This window comes from Xanthomonas arboricola (assembly GCF_003353015.1).
Classification (GTDB): Bacteria; Pseudomonadota; Gammaproteobacteria; order Xanthomonadales; family Xanthomonadaceae; genus Xanthomonas; species Xanthomonas arboricola_E.
Map to the genome: position 1 here is coordinate 203,509 of NZ_QREM01000007.1, position 15,636 is coordinate 219,144.

Consider the following 15,636-nt stretch of genomic DNA (forward strand, 5'->3'; position numbering starts at 1 on the left):
TCTGCTGCGGCGGTCGCGCCGGTGCGCCGGCTCATCGCCGCGCACCGTGCGCAAACAGCGCGCGCAATGCCGCATCCGGTGGCGCATCCAGATAATGCACCGCGTGCGCGATGCCGGCGGCCTGACAGCGCGCCTGCAGCGCGCGCTGGGCCGCGCCGAAGCGTTGCAGATACGCCGCGCGCATCGCGGCGCCATCGCCAAGCAGTTCTTCGCCGGTTTCCGGGTCGCGGAAGCGATGCCCGCCGTCGAAAGGGAAATCGCGTTCGTCGCAGCTCAGCACCTGCAGCTGCATCACCTCGCGGCGTGCGGCGGCGAGTTTTTCCAGGGCGCCGAGCAGTTCTTCGTCGAAGCCGTCGCCAATCGACAGCACCAGGGTATGTGCGGCAATGCGTTCCCATAGCGGACGCACTGCGTCCATGCCCGGCCAGCGTCCGCCGGCGCGCAGCCCGTGCAGGGCCAGCCACAGCCGGTCGCGCTGGCGCGGCCCGCCAGCGGCCGGCACGGCCACCAGGCCACCGCCATGCACGGCGAACAGGCCGACCTGGTCGCCTTGCTGCAGCGCGACCTCGGCAGCGCACGCGGCCAGGGTCGCCATCGCCTGCAGGCGCGTGACCTGCGGGCGCGCCTGGTCGGCCTGGCCGGCGGAGGCGGTGGCATCGAGCAGCAGCCACAAGGTGAGCGGGCTTTCGCGCTCTGCTTCGCGCACGAAGAAGCGGTCCGAGCGGGCGTAGAGCTTCCAGTCGATCTGGCGCAGCGCATCGCCGGGTTCGTAAGCGCGGTATTGCGAGAATTCCAGCCCGGCGCCGCGGCTGCGGCTGGCGTGCTGGCCGATGCCCTGCGCGCCCTGCGCCTGCCGCGCGCGCAGCTGCAGGCCGCGCAGGCGGCTGCGCACTTCGGCAGGAAGCAGTGCCGGCACGTCCTCGCTCACGTTGCCGCGCGCCTCACGCCGGGAACGGCACGGCACGCAGCAGCGCGGCGACCACATCGTCGGCGCTGCGTTGTTCGGCCTCGGCCGCGAACGACAGCAACAGGCGATGGCGCATCACCGGCGCGGCGAGCGCGGTGACGTCCTCGCGGGTGGCGGCAAGGCGGCCGTGCAACAACGCACGCGCCTTGGCCGCCAGCACCAGCGATTGCCCGGCGCGCGGGCCGGCGCCCCACTTGATCCACTGGCGCACCTCCTCGCTGGCCTGCGGGCCGGGGCGGCTGGCGCGCACCAGGCGATTGATCCAGGTCAGCAGGTCCGCGCCCACATGCACGTGCCGCACCTGCTGCTGCAGCGCCAGCACGCTGGCGGCGTCCATCACCCTGGGCACCTGCGCAGTGGTGGTGCCGGTGGTCTGGGTGAGGATGTCGCGCTCTTCCTGCTCGCTGGGGTAATCCACCCGCACATGCAGCAGGAAGCGGTCCAGCTGTGCTTCCGGCAGCGGATAGGTGCCGGCCTGTTCGATCGGGTTCTGCGTGGCCAGCACGAAGAACGGCGCCGGCAACGCATGGGTGGTGCCGGCATAACTCACCGTGCGCTCGCTCATCGCCTCCAGCAGCGCGGCCTGGGTCTTGGGCGGGGTGCGATTGAGCTCGTCGGCCAGCAGCAGGTTGGTGAAGATCGGGCCCTGCTGGAACCGGAACTGCCGATGCCCGGTGCCATGCTCCTCTTCCAGCAGCTCGGTGCCGAGGATGTCGCTGGGCATCAGGTCGGGGGTGAACTGCACGCGGCGGAACTGCAGCTCCAGCGCCTGCCCCAGCGAGCGCACCAGCAGCGTCTTGCCCAGGCCGGGCGCGCCTTCCAGCAGGCAGTGGCCGCCGGCCAGCAGGCCGATCAGCAATTGCTCCACCACCGCGTCCTGGCCCACCACCGCCTGGGCCAGGGCCGCACGCAGCGCGCCGAGTTGGGAGAGCTGCCGGGTGAGGATGTCGTCGCTGGGGGAAGTCATGGGGGATATCTCGTTGTCTGGCTGCTGGCGTAGGAGCGCGCTTGCGCGCGATGAGGCGTTACCGGTAAAGCCTCATCGCGCGCCAGCGCGCTCCTACGAGGGCGTGGAGTTTGCGCAAGCGACGGCCGACGGCTGGCGGTGATGTCATGCTGCAAAAATTCTCCGCGATGCCTGTAGGAGCGCGCTTGCGCGCGATGAGGCGTTACCGGTAAAGCCTCATCGCGCGCCAGCGCGCTCCTACGCGATGGTTTCAGTTGGTCAGTGCATACATCACGATGTTGACGCCGAAGCGGGTGTTGTCTTCGGCCAGGAACCGTTTGTTGCGCCAGTCGTAATCCCATTCGCAGCCGTAATCCTTGTTGCTGTACAACACGCCGAGCCGGCCATCGATGCTGATGCCCCTGAGATAATCGTGCACCAGATCGTCGCCCCAGCCATTGAGCTCGAAACTGGTGGCGGGCGGGCCGTCGGGGAACTTGAAGAACGCGCTATACAAACGGTGGCTTTTGGGCAGCTTCTGCAATGCGCTCTTGCCGAAGATGGAGGTCATCTGCGCCTCGAACGAGGTCGCGAACAGGCCGTCGATATCGTGATTGCAATCGTCCACGAACACGAAGCCGCCGTTGCGCACATAGCGCTCGAAGTTGCGCCGCTCGGCCGGATTGAACTCCACCAGCTTGTGCCCGGACAGATAGCAGAACGGCGCCTGCAGCATGCGCGGATCGGCCAGGTCCAGCACGTGCTCCTGCGGGTCCACGCGCAGCTGGGTGTAGTCGATCAGCGAGGTGATCAGGTTGGACGGCATGCGCGCATCCACATCCCAGTCGCCCGAGTCATACCGCAGCCGGGTAAACCAGAAATCGTAGTTGCCCGCCGCGCGCACGCGCAACGGCAGCGCCAGAGTGGCGACGCTACCGAGCAGCAGGCCGAGCACGTGGCGCCGCGAGAGGGGAGCCGCAAGCGCGAGCGCCTGCAAGGTATCGGTCTGCAAAGAGCGGCTTCTGCTTTCCGATTCCCGAATCCCCACGCCCGATTCCCGGCTCCGACTCACACCGCATCCGACAACGAGGTAAACGTGAAATCGCGCAACCGCATCGGCGGAATCATCATCACGTAGCTGGATTCATCGCCGGCCACGCGCACCGGCCGGCCCAGCTCGTCGATGTTGTTGAGCATGATGATCGGCGATTCGTTGAAGCGGAAATTCTTCACCGGGTACTTGATCTGCCCGTTCTCGATGTAGAAGGTGCCGTCGCGGGTCAGCCCGGTCAGCAGCACGGTCTGCGGATCGACCATGCGGATGTACCAGGTGCGCGTGACCAGGATGCCCTTCTCGGTGCCGCGCACCAGCTCGGCGATGTTCTTCTCGCCGCCGGCCATCAGCAGGTTGCCCGGCTCGCCGACCGCGCGCTTGCCGTTCTTCTGCGCCCAGAACCGCGAATACTGCAGGTTGGCGATCTTGCCGTTTTCCACGATGGCCATCTTCTCGCGCGGCAGGCCTTCCTCGTCCCACGGCAGCACGGCGGCACGCGCATCCCACGGGTCGGCGGTGATGTTCACGCGCGGGTCGTAGACCTGTTCGCCCAGCTTGTTGCCGCCGCCCTTCCTGGACAGGAAGCTGCGGCCTTCGTCGGCCATGCGCGCATCGAAGTAGCGCATCATGAAAGAAATCAGGCCTGCCGCCGCTGCGGGCTCAAGGATCACCGTGTACTTGCCCGGTTCCAGCGCCTTGGCTTCGGACGAATCGCTGGCCTTGCGCATGGCGATGCGGATGTCCTGCTCGGCCTTGAAGTCGGCGGCATCCTTGAGGTTGCGCCCCACCCAGCCCGAGCCGCGGCCGTCTTCGGTGCGCACGGTGCAGGTGTAGTCGAACCGCGCGCCACGCTGGTAGCCGAAGTTGCCCTTGCTGTTGGCGAATGCGGTGAAGCTCTGGCCATCTTCCAGGAAGCCGGCCGCGATCAGGCCCTTGCCCTTGCACGGGGCGATCGAATCGGCCGCCACCTGCGCGCGAAATGCCGGGTCGATGGCAGCGGTGGAGTCGCTGAAGGTGGGGCTGGGTCTATAGGTCTGCTTGTCCACCGCCGGCATGAATTCCGGGTTTTCCGGCGCCAGCCGTGCCAGGTCTTCGGCACGCCGCACCACGCGCTCCAGCGCGGCGTCGTCGAACTCGTTGATGGTGGCGATGCCCACGCGCTTGCCGAACGCCACCTGCACCTGCAGGTCGGTGTTGTCGACGATGCCGCTGGTGGACACGTTGTTCAGTGCGAAACGGATGTTGCCGTCGATCGCGCCGCTGAGCGTGGCGGTGCACTCGTCGGCCTTGGACAGCTTGATGACCTTGTCCAGGATGGCCTTGGCCTGCGCTTCGGTAAGGATGCTCATGTGGGTTTCTCCTGTCAGCCGAGCGAGCGGGCGGTGTTGATGACGTTGATGCCGTCGAAACGGGCGGTGGACGAGCCATGCGAGACCGCCGAGGACTGGCTCGGCTGGCCCTTGCCGTCGAAGAACGAGCCGCCCAGACGGTAGTCGCGTTGATCGGCCACGGCGCTGCAAGCATTCCAGAATTCCGGCGTGCGGATCTGGTAGGCCACGTCCTCGAGCATGCGGGTGATGGCACCGTTCTTGATCTCGTAGAACAGCTGGCCGCCGAACTGCGCGTTGTAGCGCTGCTGGTCAATGGAGAACGAGCCGTCGCCGATGATGTAGATGCCGTTTTCCACGTCCTTGATCAACTCGCTCACGCTCAGCGGTGTCTTGCCGGCGGCCAGCGACACATTGGCCATGCGCTGGAACTGCACGCTGGACCACGAGTCGGCATAGCAGCAGCCATCGGAGGCGGTCTTGCCGAGGATATGCGCCTGGTCGCGGATCGCTTGATAGTCCACCAGCTTGCCGTCGCGGATCAGGTCCCACTGCTTGGTCTTGACGCCTTCATCGTCGTAGCCCACCGCGCCCAGGCTGCCGGGCTGGAGCTTGTCGGCCAGGATGTGCACCTTGTCGCTGCCGTACTGGAAACCGGCCTTGAGCTTGTCCAGCGTGGCGAAGCTGGTGCCGGCGAAGTTGGCCTCGTAGCCGAGCACGCGGTCCAGCTCCAGCGGATGGCCGACCGACTCGTGGATGGTCAGCCAGGTGTGCGAGGGGTCCAGCACCAGGTCGTACTTGCCCGGCTTGACCGAGGGCGCCTTGAGCTTTTCCTGCGCCTGTTTGGCCGCGGCAATCGCGTCTTCCTTCATGTCGTAGGACAGGCCGTAATTGACCACGCCGTTGGGCGAGACGAACTTGCCCGAGGCGGCGCCATCCAGATACTCGTAGCCCAGCCCCATCGGCGCGGACAGACCGTCGCGGGTGCGGAACTTGCCGCTGGCCTTGTCGATGGCGGTCACGCTCAGCGGCGCCCAGATGCGGTGCACGTCCTGGTCGATGTACGAGCCGTCGGTGCTGGCAAAGTACTTTTGTTCGTTGACCACGAACAGCATCGAGTTGACGAAGCTGGCACCGGCCGCGGTGGCGGCAGCGTTGACGCCCAGCAGCAGGTCCACCTTGTCCTTGATCGGCACTTCCATCGCGTTCTTGCTGATCGGCGTCTTCCAGCTGACCTCGCCCACGCCCGGTGTGGGCGCCAGTTGCACCGGCGTGCCCTGCACCTTGGCATTGGCCTTGGCGATCGCGGCAGCCTGCGCCGCGGCCTTGGCCACGCCCTGTTCGGTGAGCACATTCGTGGCGGCAAAGCCCCAGGCGCCGGCCACCAGGACACGCACGCCGGCACCGATGGACTCGGTGTTGACCACGTTCTGCACCTTGTCCTCGCGGGTGATGACGAACTGGCGCAGATAGCGGCCGATACGCACATCGCAATAGCTCGCACCGGCCTGGCGCGCAGCGTTGAGGCCGGCATCGGCCAGGCGCTTCTTGCGGCCCACATCCAGTTGCGTCACCAACTGCTCGGCGGCGATCGCCTTGCCGAAGTAGGCCGGCACCACCAGCCCGCCCATGGTCAGCCCGGTCAGGGCCAGGAAATCACGTCGCTGCACGGCAACTCCCCAATGATCCCGCGCGGCGCGCAGGTAGTGTGGTGACGCACAGATCGCTATCTGCACGGTATCGCCGATTCTTGCCGGGCGATGAACGCTGCGTCAAATGACTTTCGGCAGGGGTATGCGCAAAACGCTGTGCCCGCGTGAATCGAGTGACGCAACCTGCCTGCACGCGTGGCGAGCGCGGCTGGCGGCGTGTGGTGCTTCCTCATCGCGATGCCCTCGGTGCGATCGATACCACGCGTGCCTTTCTCGCTGGCGATCGTGGCATCCACGCGCGTGTGCCATCGCGCGCAGTCGCTGTTTCACATGGCCCACGGCGGCTGAAAACGAAACGATGGTCTGCGGGGTTGCTGCAGGGCCCTTGCCCGCCCACCATCGCAGGACACGCCGTGAATCCGTCCATGGAGGCTCTTACGCGGCATCCATGCCGCGTAAGGTCCCGCGACGGTGGGCGGGCAAGGACCAGGCGAGATGATCGGTACGCATAGTGAGAGCAAAGCATGACGTGCGTTGTTGAATAACGCCGCGGATCATCTTCGCAACGCGAGGCGATCAACCTGAGGCTTCAAAAAAAGCAACCGAATCACTCTCTGGTGCGGTGTCCTTGCCGATTGCGGGACCGTGTGGCGGCATGGATGCCGCCACCGAGCCTACATGGATGTACTTGCGGCGTGTCCCGCGAGCGGCGAGGGCACCGCGNTTGCGGGACCGTGTGGCGGCATGGATGCCGCCACCGAGCCTACATGGATGTACTTGCGGCGTGTCCCGCGAGCGGCGAGGGCACCGCGCACTCGACTAACCAAGCTTTTGATCGCACCCAACAACGCTAAGAATCGACATCATTATTAGCCGCTCTCAGCCCAACGCACGCGCGGTATTGATCACGTTGATGCCATCGAAGCGTGCCGTGGACGATCCATGCGACACCGCCGACACCTGGCCGGGTTGGCCCTTGCCATCGAAGAACGAGCCGCCCAAACGGAAATCGCGTTGGTCGCAGACCGCACTGCAGGCATTCCAGAATTCCGGCGTGCGGATCTGGTAGGCGCCGTCTTCCACCAGGCGCGTGACCTGGCCGTTTTCGATCTCGTAGAACAACTGCCCGCCGAACTGCGCGTTGTAGCGCTGCTGATCGATCGAGTACGACCCGCGCCCGTGGATGTACAACCCACGCTCGACGTTCTTGATCACCTCGGCAACCGCCAGCGGCGTCTTGCCTGCCGCCAGCGACACATTGGGCATGCGCTGGAACTGTACGCTGGACCAGGAGTCGGCATAGCTGCAGCCATCGGAGGCGGTCTTGCCGAGCAGGTGCGCCTGGTCGCGCGTGCATTGGTAATCGACCAGGATGCCGTCCTTCACCAGCTCCCACTGCTTGCTCTTGACACCCTCATCGTCGTAGCCCACCGCGCCCAGGCTGCCGGGCTGGGTGCGGTCAGCGAGAAAGGTCACCGCATCGCTGCCCCAGCGATAGCCGGCATCGCGCTTGTCCAGCGTGGCGAAACTGGTACCGGCGTAGTTGGCCTCGTAGCCGAGCACACGATCGAGCTCGAGCGGGTGGCCGACCGACTCGTGGATGGTGAGGAACAGATTGCTCGGGTCGATCACCAGATCGTACTTGCCGGCCTTCACCGACGGCGCGGTGAGCTTGGCGCGTGCCTGCTTTGCGGCGGCAATGGCATCTTCGCGCGCATCGTAGCTGCGGCCGTAGCCGATGAGTCCGCCAGGCAGCTGGTGCTTCTGGCTGGCATCGCCATCCAGGTATTCGTAGCCCATGCCCATCGGCGCCGACAGCCCGTCGCGGGTGCGGAATTTGCCGCTGGCCTTGTCCACCGCGGTGACGGTGAACGGCAACCACAGCCGGTGCACATCCTGATCGATATAGGAGCCGTCGCTGCTGGCGAAATATTTTTGCTCGTTGATCGCAAACATGCGCGAGGCCACGAAGGTCGCACCGGCATTCAAGGCCGCGGCGTTGACGTCCATCAGCAGCGCCACCTTGTCGCCCAGCGGCACTTCCATCGCGTTCTTCTTGATCGGCGTGCGCCATTGCACCTGCCCGGCAGGCGTCACCGGCGCCAGCTGCACCGGCGCACCGCCCAGCCGCGCGTTGGCCTTGGCGATCGCCACCGCCTGGCGCGTGGCGGTGGCCACGCCATCGCTGGTCAACGTATTGGTGGCCGCAAAGCCCCACGCGCCATCGGCCAGCACGCGCACGCCAACGCCACTGGATTCGGCATTGACCACGTTCTCCACCTGCGCCTCGCGGGTGATCACGAACTGGCGCAGATAACGGCCCACGCGCACATCGCAATAACTGGCACCGGCCGCCTTGGCCGTGCTCAGCGCGGTATCGGACAGGCGACGGCTGCGCACGGCATCGTTGGGTGTGAGCAACTGCTCGGCCGCGATCAGGCGCGTATTGGGCAGCAGCAAGCCGGCAGCACCGATGCCCGACAGGGTGAGGAAGGTACGACGGTCCACGGCGGTTCTCCGTTGAAGGCCAGCGGCACGACTCCCCGCCGCGCCAGCCCCCGAGACTGGCCGGTGTGGGCGTTGGCGGTCAAGGGGGCAGCGCCGGCGGGCCGGCGTCCGTGTCCAGATCACATGGTGCGTGGCGATACGATGCGGACACCGGGCGGCTGTCGAAAGGCGCGCCGACATGCGGGCAGCGGCAGCGCCCGTATCGATCCAGATCCCGATGTGCCGTTTGCACACTTCAGCGTTGCGGCACATCGAAACGTCAAGCGCCGTAGCAGAACCGAGCACGACCACTGGCGATGGCAGGCTGTAGGCGCTGAGTGCATCAGCGTGCTGCCGTGTGCCGCAATCGCCGGTCCAGCAGATAGCCGAGCGCGCCGCCGACGGCGATGGGCAGCAGTGCATGGATCGGGATGAAGATCAGCGCCAGCGCAGACTGCGCGTCAGCATGCAGATCCAGCGTGGCGTGCGCCCAGGCCAGCGTACCGAAGCCCAACGCACAGGGGACAAGTAGCGAGATCGGACGCCGGTACAGGAAGCTGATGCCGAGCAGCGTGCCCCATGCAATCGTATTGAACGCGCCCAGGAGCAACCAGCCGCCGATAGCCGTGTCGGTGTATTGCGCAAGCCATTCCACCCCGTGCGGCAGGCGCGCCGCATAGGGCAGCAGCACGCCAACCAGCACAATCATGAAACGGCAACTCCGCATGGTCGTTCGCACGCCATCGCTGCTGGTAGGAACGAGGGTGTTGGCTCTCGTCATCGCATCCGCGTGGTGAGACCAGTCACTTTCTGAAGTCGGTCGGACGTTCCAGCTGGTAGATCGACTCCCCCAGATCCTCCAGCTGCCTGGCGACGATTGCCTGTGCATCGTAGAGGCCACGGTTGCAGAAGTACGCTCCAACTTCCCCGGCGAAGAAATCGAGCAGGAACTCGGCATCGAAGCGCCCGATCTGCTGCTTCAACTCTTCGCTGAAATACAGCTGGATCTTGCGGGTGATCGCCGCCCGTTCGCCGTCGGTGAATTTGATGTCGGTCATGGGTGTTCTGGTCTGCTCAACGACGGTATCGGGATAATTGACGTTACGACACCGATAGTTCGGGCTGCTCTGGCGAACGAACCCGACCGCATGCCGGGCCGGCATTTTTTGAGATTGCGGGTCAGCTGGCAACCGGCCAACGACAAAGCCTGCCTGCCCGCTTGCCTTCAATCCGCTGCTGCTCCACAGACGCCTGGAGCCGCGCCGTGATGCGGCGCGGCTCCAGGTTGCTTACCTGGTTTGACTTTGCGCGCGCTTGAAATACGCCGTGCGCATCATCGGGTTGCCGTCCTTGAAGTACGCTTCGATCTCGGTCATGACCTTGCCGTCGGCGCTGACCGTATAGGTGCGTGTGGATGCCGGCACGCCCTGGTACATCAACTGCATGACCAGCACGCCCGGCTCGGGCATTTTGACGGCGGCACGATCGACCAGGTAGGTGCCGGATGCCTTGCCCGGCGTGCCGTCCAGCGACAGCGTGGATTGCGCCTGCAAGGTGTTGTTGTCGTGTTCGATGATCTCGGCGCTGGTTGCCCATTTGTTGCCGGGGACCTGCTTGAACTCCAGGACGACACGTTTGGGGCGTGCAGCAGGTGGCATCGGCAGGCTGCTGGTGTCCAGCAGCCAGGTTCCGACCAGTGGCGAGGTTGCGGTTGATGCGGAGAAGGCGGGTGTGGCTTGCAACATGACGGCAGCCACCAGTGCAACACATGCGGTCTTCATGTGAACTCCCTGATCGATACATGGTCCTTGCGGGCCGTCATGCGACGGCTGGCAAGGCACGGTGAGTAGATCAACGTCCCGTAGACCGTCCCACTCCGGTCCGAGCGCGGTATACCTCGCTGCCCAGCGCGGAGTCAATTGCGCGCAGGAGACGACGGTTGGTGCGGTCCTCGTCGATCGCCGCGCCGTCGCGTGCTGCGCAGTCGGTTATTGCCGCAAATAAAGACACCCGCACTGGGCGGGTGTCGTGGGTGAATCAGCGCTGCGTGTGGCTTGCGCCGCCAATCAGCCTTGCGCCTTGTCGAACTCCACGTGATACCGCGTGGCCTCGTTGACTTCGTTCTTCGAGCCCAAAAAAACCGGCACGCGCTGGTGCAGCTGCGTCGGCTGGAGGTCCAGGATGCGCTCGCGCCCGGTGGTGGCCGCGCCGCCGGCCTGTTCCACCAGCATGCTCATCGGGTTGGCTTCGTACATCAGGCGCAGCTTGCCCGGCTTGGACGCGTCCTTCTTGTCCCAGGGGTAGATGAAGATGCCGCCGCGGGTGAGGATGCGGTGCACGTCGGCGACCATGCTGGCGATCCAGCGCATGTTGAAGTCCTTGCCGCGGCTGCCGTCCTTGCCGGCCAGCAGATCGCTGACATAGGACTGCATGGCCGGTTCCCAGTGGCGCTGGTTGGACATGTTGATGGCGTATTCGGCGGTGTCGTCGGGCACGCGCATGTTGGCCTGGGTCAGCAGGAAGCTGCCTTCCTCGCGCTCCAGGGTGAAGGCGTGGGTGCCATGGCCCAGCGTGAGCACCAGCATCGTGCTGGGGCCGTAGATGCAGTAGCCGGCGGCAACCTGCTGGGTGCCCGGCTGCAGGAAGTGCTCGTCGCCGGGCTTTTCGGTGCCCTTGGGCGCGCGCAGCACCGAGAAGATGGTGCCCACCGAGACGTTGACGTCGATATTGGAGCTGCCGTCCAGCGGATCGAACAGCAGCAGGAAGTCGCCGCTGGGGTACTGGTCGGGCACCGGCTGGCTGTGATCCATTTCTTCCGACGCGCACGCGGCCAGGTGGCCGCCCCAGGCGTTGGCTTCGAGCAGGATGTCGTTGCTGAGCACGTCGAGCTTCTTCTGTGCCTCGCCCTGCACGTTGCCGGTGCCGGCATCGCCGAGCACGCCGCCCAGGGCGCCCTTGCTCACGGCGATGGAAATGCGCTTGCAGGCGCGCGAGACGATGGTGATCAGCTGGCGCAATTCCGGGTCGATACGGCCGGCGTGTTGCTCTTCGATCAGGAAGCGGGTCAGCGAGGGACGCGACATGGGGGCGGGCAGCCTGTGTAGGAAGTGGTCCGCCATTGTCGCCATTGCGCCGTTAGATTTCGATCACTTGCTGCGCGTTTTGCAGCGTGATTGATCGAACGTGCGCGAATGGGGATGGTGGTGGATTGGTGATGGTTGCGCTGCGCTTGCCCCCATCCGCCCTTCGGGCACCTTCCCCCGCAGGCGGGGGAAGGGAGCGTTGCCGGTGCGTGGGTGGTGGTGGATTGGCGATGGTTGCGCTGCGCTTGCCCCCATCCGCCCTTCGGGCACCTTCCCCCGCAGGCGGGAGAAGGGAGCGTTGCCGGTGCGTGGGTGGTGGTGGATTGGCGATGGTTGCGCTGCGCTTGCCTCGATCCACCCTTCGGGCACCTTCCCCCGCAGGCGGGGGAAGGTGGCGGCGAGGGCGAGGGCGGGGGAGGCAGTGGCGTCTGCCGGCACAAAAAAACCGGGAGGCTGGCGCGCTCCCGGTGTGCTGGCATTGGCCGGTGTGGCCGATTGCGATGCGGTTGCTTACATCCGGCTGACGGTCGCCACGGCCTGCGCCACATAGTCCAGGTTGCGCTGGCTCAGCGCGGCCACGCAGATGCGGCCGGTGCCGACGGCATAGATGGCGAACTCATCGCGCAGGCGGTCGACCTGGGTCCGGGTCAGGCCCGAGTACGAGAACATGCCGGCCTGGCGCTGGATGAACGCGAACTCCGGCGCGCCCAGCGTGGCGAGCTTGGCCACCAGGCCCGCGCGCAGGGCGTGGATGCGCTCGCGCATTTCGGTCAGTTCCTGCTCCCACAGATCGCGCAGCTCCGGGCTGGTCAGCACGCCGGCCACCAGGGCGGCGCCGTGCGTGGACGGGCTGGAGTAGATCGTGCGGATGATGCGCTTGACCTGCGACTGCACCGCCTTGGCCTCGGCCGCAGTGGCCGAGACCACCGACAATGCGCCGACGCGCTCGCCGTACAGCGAGAACGACTTGGAGTACGAGCTGGCGACCACGTAGCTGTCGATGCCTTCGGCGGCGAGCAGGCGCACCGCGTAGGCATCGGCCTCGATGCCCTTGTCGAAGCCCTGGTAGGCGATGTCGACGAACGGGAACAGGTTGCGTTCCTTCAACAGGCCGGCAACCTGCTTCCACTGCTCCTTGGTCAGGTCCGCGCCGGTCGGGTTATGGCAGCAGGCGTGCAGCAGCACCACCGTGCCTGGCTCCAGCCTGGCCAGGTCGGCGAGCATGCCGTCGAAGTTCAGGCCATGGCTGGCGGCATCGAAATAGGTGTAGTCCACGACCTCGAAGCCGGCCGCGCCGAACACCGCGCGATGGTTTTCCCAGCTCGGGTTGCTGATGGCGATGGTGGCCGTGGGCAGCAGCTTCTTGAGCAGGTCCGCGCCCACGCGCAATGCGCCGCTGCCGCCGACGGTCTGCGAGGTCGCCACGCGGCCGGAGGCCAGCAGCGCCGACTCGGCGCCGAACAGCAGCTCCTGGGTGGCCTTGTCGTAGGCGGCCAGGCCGTCGATGGGCAGATAGCCGCGCGGTTTGGCCTCTTGCGCGAGCTGCTGCTCGATCTTGTGCACGGCGCGCAACAGCGGGATGCGCCCGTTTTCGTCGTAATAGATGCCCACGCCCAGGTTGACCTTGTTGGGGCGGCTGTCGGCGTTGTAGGCCTCGGTCAGGCCCAGGATGGGGTCGCCTGGAACCTGTTCCACGTTTGCAAAGAAGGACACGGCATGACTCGCTGAAGGACGAAAGAGTGGGGTACTTCCGGATCGTTGACCGCTGCTGGGCCAAACCACTTCATCGTAGCAGGGCAAGGCGGGCGTAGCATGCTTCGTTCCGTACGCAACAATGCGCCCGCAGTACGGATGAGGGACACTATGCCCATGCCCAGACTCACCTTGTTGGCCGCCGCGTGCAGCCTGTTCGCCGGTGGCTTCGCGCCGCTGGCCCTGGCCGCCGATCCGGCGCCGCCCGCCTCCCCACCGACCCAGCGCTTGCCCACCGTGCAGGTGGATGCCGCACGCGTGCACGGGGTAGATGACTTCGACCTGCCGGCCTCCTTCACCGTGGTGGCAGCCGACGACGACAACCGCCGCGGCGCGCAGGTGTCCGAGCTGCTGGACGGCATCCCCGGGCTGGTGGCACGCGACCGCCAGAACTACGCGCAGGACACCCAGCTGTCGATCCGCGGCTTCGGTGCGCGCTCCACCTTCGGCGTGCGCGGCGTGCGCCTGCTGGTCGACGGCATCCCTGCAACCATGCCCGACGGCCAGGGCCAGCTCTCGCATTTCAACGTGCTGGGCGCGCAGCGGGTGGACGTGCTGCGCGGGCCGTTCTCGGCGCTGTACGGCAACTCCTCCGGCGGCGTGCTGCAGCTGTGGAGCGCCGACGGCGCCCCGAACGACCCGTGGCGGCTGCGCGCCACCTACGGCAGCAACGCCACCGTCAACGTGGGCGCGCAATTGCTCGGCCAGCAGGGCGCGGTGCACTACAACCTGGCTGCCAATCATTTCGAAACCGACGGCTTCCGCGCCCATAGCCGCGCCAGGCGCGAGTCGGTCAACGCCAAGCTCGGCTTCGATCTGGCCGAGGGCCGCCGGCTGGACCTGGTGCTCAACTACCTGGACGCACCCGACGCGCAGGACCCGCTCGGCCTGACCCGCGCGCAGTTCAACGCCGACCCGGCGCAGGCCACGTCGGTGGCCACCCAGTTCAACACCCGCAAATCGGTGCGCCAGGCGCAGGCCGGGGCGATCTTCACCCAACAGTTCGACCGCCAGACGCTGCGGCTGATGGCCTACGGCGGGCAGCGCAGCGTGGAGCAGTTCCTGGCGATCCCGGTGGCGGTGCAGCGCAATCCGCTGCACTCGGGCGGGGTGATCGATCTGGACAGCAATTACGAAGGTGCCGACGCGCGTTGGGCCTGGCAGGGGCAGGCCCTGGGCCGGCCCCTGCAGCTGACCGTGGGCGCGAACGTGGATCGCCAACGCCAGCACCGCACCGGTTACGAGAATTTCGTCGGCACCACGCTGGGCGTGCAGGGCGCGCTGCGCCGCAATCAGCGCGACCAGGTCGAGAACGTGGACCAGTTCGCGCAGCTGTGGTGGCAATGGAGCGATCGCTGGTCGACGTTGCTGGGCGTGCGCCACAGCGAAGTGCGCTTCGACTCCGACGACCGCTACATCGTCGGGCGCAATCCCGACGACAGCGGCCGGCGTGCGTATTCGGCGACCACGCCGGTGGCCGGCATCGTGTTCCGGGCTGCCGAGGATCTGCGTTTCTATGCCTCGGTCGGGCGCGGGTTCGAAACGCCCACCTTCAACGAGCTGGGCTATCGCAGCGATGGCGGCGCGGGCCTGGCGCTGGATCTGGGCGCGGCGACCAGCCGCAATTATGAGATCGGCAGCAAGTGGCGCGCGCAGAGCGGCGCAGCGGTGGAAGTGGCGCTGTTCCGCGCCGACACCGACGACGAACTGGCCGTGGCCAGCAACACCAACGGCCGCAGCACCTACCGCAACATCGGCGCCACCCGCCGCCAGGGCGCGGAGCTGAGCTGGAACCAGCCGGTGGGCACCACCCAGCAACTGCAGCTGGCCTACACCTTTGTCGATGCCAGCGTGCGCGAGGGCTACCTCACCTGCGCCAGCAGCGGCTGCGCCACGCCCACCGCGCCGGTGGCCAGCGGCGCGCGCCTGCCGGGCGTGCCGCGCCAGCAGTTGTTCGCGCGCTGGCAGTGGCAGCCGTTGCAATGGCAGTTCGCCGCCGAAACGGTGGCCTCCGACGCCACCGTGGTCAACGACCTGGCCAGCGAGCGTGCGCCCGGCTACGCGCTGGTCAACCTGGAAGCCTCCCGGCGCTGGACCACCACGCTGGGCGGGCTGCGCACCTTCGCCCGCATCGACAATGCGCTGGACCGGCACTACGTCGGCTCGGTCATCGTCAACGACGGCAACGGGCGCTATTACGAACCGGGCCCGGACCGCACCTACACGGTCGGCCTGCAATGGGACTTTGGCGGCTGAGCCACCCGCAGCCGACGCGCGCCCAACAACGGCCCGCCCCTCGTAGGAGCGCACCCGGGCGCGACGAAGCCATCCCGCCAAAACCCGCAGCTCCACCCCATCGCGCATCAC

12 protein-coding genes are annotated in these 15,636 nt (G+C 66.6%); 1 reads left to right on the forward strand and 11 read right to left on the reverse strand.

Annotation, left to right across the window (positions count from 1 at the left end):
• Positions 1-31: 31 nt before the first annotated feature.
• The 11 genes from C0541_RS04310 to C0541_RS04360 form a co-directional block, all read right to left on the reverse strand.
• Positions 32-928: a DUF58 domain-containing protein gene (locus C0541_RS04310; RefSeq protein WP_115047267.1), complete on the reverse strand. Its 897-nt coding sequence runs from the start codon at positions 926-928 to the stop codon at positions 32-34.
• 13 nt (positions 929-941) lie between these two features.
• Positions 942-1,934 (reverse strand): AAA family ATPase, encoded by a 993-nt coding sequence (locus C0541_RS04315; RefSeq protein WP_115046079.1) that lies wholly within the window; start codon positions 1,932-1,934, stop codon positions 942-944.
• A gap of 250 nt (positions 1,935-2,184) precedes the next feature.
• A complete protein-coding gene (locus C0541_RS04320) occupies positions 2,185-2,985 on the reverse strand; it encodes a DUF4159 domain-containing protein (protein ID WP_115046081.1) in 801 nt (266 codons plus the stop codon).
• Entirely contained in the window at positions 2,982-4,316 is a 1,335-nt protein-coding gene (locus C0541_RS04325; protein WP_115046093.1) for a TldD/PmbA family protein, read from the reverse strand. The genes C0541_RS04320 and C0541_RS04325 overlap by 4 nt, the downstream gene beginning before the upstream one ends.
• A 14-nt stretch (positions 4,317-4,330) precedes the next feature.
• Positions 4,331-5,965 carry a TldD/PmbA family protein gene (locus C0541_RS04330; protein WP_161959876.1) on the reverse strand — a complete coding sequence of 545 codons (1,635 nt, stop codon included), beginning with the start codon at positions 5,963-5,965 and terminating at the stop codon, positions 4,331-4,333.
• A gap of 861 nt (positions 5,966-6,826) precedes the next feature.
• Entirely contained in the window at positions 6,827-8,455 is a 1,629-nt protein-coding gene (locus C0541_RS04335) for a TldD/PmbA family protein (RefSeq protein ID WP_161959877.1), read from the reverse strand.
• A 322-nt stretch (positions 8,456-8,777) separates the two neighbouring features.
• Positions 8,778-9,143 carry a hypothetical protein gene (locus C0541_RS04340; protein ID WP_193725863.1) on the reverse strand — a complete coding sequence of 122 codons (366 nt, stop codon included), beginning with the start codon at positions 9,141-9,143 and terminating at the stop codon, positions 8,778-8,780.
• Positions 9,144-9,237: 94 nt separating this feature from the next.
• Positions 9,238-9,492 carry a DUF2164 domain-containing protein gene (locus C0541_RS04345; RefSeq protein ID WP_115046097.1) on the reverse strand — a complete coding sequence of 85 codons (255 nt, stop codon included), beginning with the start codon at positions 9,490-9,492 and terminating at the stop codon, positions 9,238-9,240.
• Between the two features lie 231 nt (positions 9,493-9,723).
• Complete coding sequence (locus C0541_RS04350) at positions 9,724-10,191, reverse strand: LuxR family transcriptional regulator (protein WP_115047273.1); 468 nt, start codon at positions 10,189-10,191, stop codon at positions 9,724-9,726.
• A 309-nt stretch (positions 10,192-10,500) separates the two neighbouring features.
• Positions 10,501-11,517, reverse strand: coding sequence for a class 1 fructose-bisphosphatase (locus tag C0541_RS04355; protein ID WP_104584495.1), 1,017 nt, complete (start codon positions 11,515-11,517; stop codon positions 10,501-10,503).
• A 510-nt stretch (positions 11,518-12,027) separates the two neighbouring features.
• Positions 12,028-13,230, reverse strand: coding sequence for an aromatic amino acid transaminase (locus C0541_RS04360; RefSeq protein ID WP_115046099.1), 1,203 nt, complete (start codon positions 13,228-13,230; stop codon positions 12,028-12,030).
• 156 nt (positions 13,231-13,386) lie between these two features.
• On the opposite strand from C0541_RS04360, the gene C0541_RS04365 reads away from it, so the two are divergent.
• Entirely contained in the window at positions 13,387-15,525 is a 2,139-nt protein-coding gene (locus C0541_RS04365) for a TonB-dependent receptor family protein (RefSeq protein WP_161959878.1), read from the forward strand.
• Positions 15,526-15,636 lie beyond the last annotated feature (111 nt).

What these genes read in the sequence shown, in the direction of transcription:
- C0541_RS04315 (WP_115046079.1), bottom strand. Translation starts at nt 1,934, where the DNA reads ATGACTTCCCCCAGCGACGACATCCTCACCCGGCAGCTCTCCCAACTC.
- C0541_RS04325 (WP_115046093.1), bottom strand. Translation starts at nt 4,316, where the DNA reads ATGAGCATCCTTACCGAAGCGCAGGCCAAGGCCATCCTGGACAAGGTC.
- C0541_RS04340 (WP_193725863.1), bottom strand. Translation starts at nt 9,143, where the DNA reads ATGATTGTGCTGGTTGGCGTGCTGCTGCCCTATGCGGCGCGCCTGCCG.
- C0541_RS04345 (WP_115046097.1), bottom strand. Translation starts at nt 9,492, where the DNA reads ATGACCGACATCAAATTCACCGACGGCGAACGGGCGGCGATCACCCGC.
- C0541_RS04355 (WP_104584495.1), bottom strand. Translation starts at nt 11,517, where the DNA reads ATGTCGCGTCCCTCGCTGACCCGCTTCCTGATCGAAGAGCAACACGCC.
- C0541_RS04365 (WP_161959878.1), top strand. Translation starts at nt 13,387, where the DNA reads ATGCCCAGACTCACCTTGTTGGCCGCCGCGTGCAGCCTGTTCGCCGGT.